Here is a 2,064-nt window from a genome sequence, read left to right as displayed (position 1 = left end):
TGCCGTTCACCTGCCTTTACATAAAATTAGCGATTTCTAATTGTTCAAATTTGTTTATATGTTCAACGTTCAGCATTGTTTCTTTTGCTTTGTTGTAAAATTCCTTTTCGATTTCAAAACCAAAGCTATTTCGTTTTAGTTCGTATGCGGCTCTCAAAGTAGAACCACTCCCGGCACATGGGTCAATTACGACATCACCCTCATCCGTAAAAATTTCAATCAATTCCTTTAGTAGTTTCACAGGTTTTTGTGTCGGGTGAACTTTGGGATATTCTTTAGCGCTATCCCGTTTCCACTCAAACCAGTTTTTGATCATCCGTCCTTTTGTCGTTTCCGTTTTACCGTTCCTAAACTTAGGCAGCTTGTCGCGATATAATACAACTGCGTGCTCAGTCGCCCCTACGATCTTCATGTTTGCCTTCAGCACCTGCGAACTTGTATTTTTTATAAAAAACAACGGATATGATTTTTTGAACCCATATTTCCTGCCGTATTCCTCGATCATTGGCATTTGCTGATACGAACAAAATACAATCATGGCCGGCGCTTGATTCTTTTCTTTCGGCTCTTTTTTTAATAACTTGCTGCAAAAGTGCATGTATTCAGCTAGATTAAAATTTTCATCCGTTTTAAAGAATGATTTATTTGCTAGTTTGCTTTCGCCGTTTTTGTTATCGCCGTCAATGTACCATTGGTTACTAGAAGCATAGGCGTTGTTGCCTAGATTGTAAGGAATATCGGCTATAACAAGTTGCGCCCTTGGAATGTTATACCTTTTAAAGTTTTGAAAGTGATCATGATGTAGTTCCATTTTTATTTTATTTGTCATTGCCTACCCTCTCCTTTACCAATTTTTAAAACAGCTATAATACAAATCCCGACTATAACTACTCAACCTCGCATCAAATCTATTGCTTGTACTGCCTTTGCGGTATTTGTTGATTGTGAAATGTATTTTCATAGCTTCCTCCTAACCGCCAACGGCCGCATTTTATATCCGCGCTTGACTTGGTGTATTAATGCCAGCAGCACTTCATACGGATTCCGTTTGACTTCCTCGGCAATATCTTCTATCCACATGCCGTTGTTATGTAGTTCTGTGATAGTCCGTAATTGATCTTTCGGCATGCAGAATTCTAACTCTTCTAGCAGGATGACGTTATCGCGGTGCCTGCCCTCTTTCACATATGCCCTGTCGTTAGTTAGTGTGTTCATGGTTACCCCCTAGAAAGGTAAATCGTCATCTGAGATGTCTATTGGCTCTCCATTGTCTTTGAATGGATTGTTAGGCTGTTCGTTCGATGGTTTTTCTGTTTTTTGTTCGTTCGATTTACTTTCCAGGAATGCTGCTTGCTCGGCGATAACTTCCGTAACAAACACTTTTCGCCCCTCGTTGTTTTCGTAATTACGTGTTTGAATCCTGCCAACGATACCTACCTGTGAACCTTTTTTCATGTAATTTGCTAGATTTTCGGCTTGTTTACCCCATGATGTACAATTGATAAAATCTGCCTCTTGTTCGCCTTGTGCATTTTTAAAAGGGCGATTTACAGCTAAAGTAAAATTACCTACTGCCTTACCTGATTGCGTGTATCTTAGGTCAACATCTTTTGTTAGGCGTCCTACAAGCGTTACTGCGTTAATCATTTATCATCCACTCCTATTTTTTTAGTAATATTCTAGTTTGTTCCGCATTTGGTACTGCCTTATCTCCGACAGCGCTCTTGTTATCTCGCATCCAGTCCATAAATTTTGTTGCCGTTTGTTCATCGCTGTCTTTTGGGTTAAATACCATTATGCTTTTTATGCCTTGCCACATGACTTATCCTCCATTTCATATTGTTCTTCTAAACCTTTCAAAAAGCATGATTTGCACACTCTTGTTTCTTTATAATGCTCTGGATAAGGAAAAGAACGTCCTTTTTCGCATATATCCCTTGTTTCCGTCCCGCATTTTTCGCATTCAACGTATTCAATTTTGTTAGCGTAATAGCTTGGATTCCATTCCACAATCACTTCGAATTCTTCTTCGCAGTTTGAACATTCTGTATCAAATTCGTTTGA

5 protein-coding genes are annotated in these 2,064 nt (G+C 39.1%); all 5 read right to left on the bottom strand.

The window, feature by feature from the left end; translation table 11 throughout:
- Window positions 1–16: 16 nt before the first annotated feature.
- Window positions 17–829 carry a DNA-methyltransferase gene (locus IEX12_RS22965; protein ID WP_188725978.1) on the bottom strand — a complete coding sequence of 271 codons (813 nt, stop codon included), beginning with the start codon at window positions 827–829 and terminating at the stop codon, window positions 17–19.
- A gap of 128 nt (window positions 830–957) precedes the next feature.
- The gene (locus IEX12_RS22960; protein ID WP_188725977.1) at window positions 958–1,215 is read right to left on the bottom strand and encodes a hypothetical protein; all 258 of its coding nucleotides are present in this window, start codon (window positions 1,213–1,215) and stop codon (window positions 958–960) included.
- A gap of 9 nt (window positions 1,216–1,224) precedes the next feature.
- Complete coding sequence (gene ssb / locus IEX12_RS22955; protein WP_188725976.1) at window positions 1,225–1,647, bottom strand: single-stranded DNA-binding protein; 423 nt, start codon at window positions 1,645–1,647, stop codon at window positions 1,225–1,227.
- A 13-nt stretch (window positions 1,648–1,660) separates the two neighbouring features.
- Window positions 1,661–1,819, bottom strand: coding sequence for a hypothetical protein (locus tag IEX12_RS22950; protein ID WP_188725975.1), 159 nt, complete (start codon window positions 1,817–1,819; stop codon window positions 1,661–1,663).
- A partial coding sequence (locus tag IEX12_RS23660) for a hypothetical protein (protein WP_286171351.1) occupies window positions 1,804–2,064 on the bottom strand: 261 nt, incomplete at its 5' end. The genes IEX12_RS22950 and IEX12_RS23660, both read right to left, overlap by 16 nt.

The sequence above is a fragment of the Lentibacillus populi genome (assembly GCA_014642895.1).
Lineage (GTDB): Bacteria > Bacillota > Bacilli > Bacillales > Amphibacillaceae > Lentibacillus_C > Lentibacillus_C populi.
This window is presented reverse-complemented; position numbering and strand designations above follow the sequence as displayed.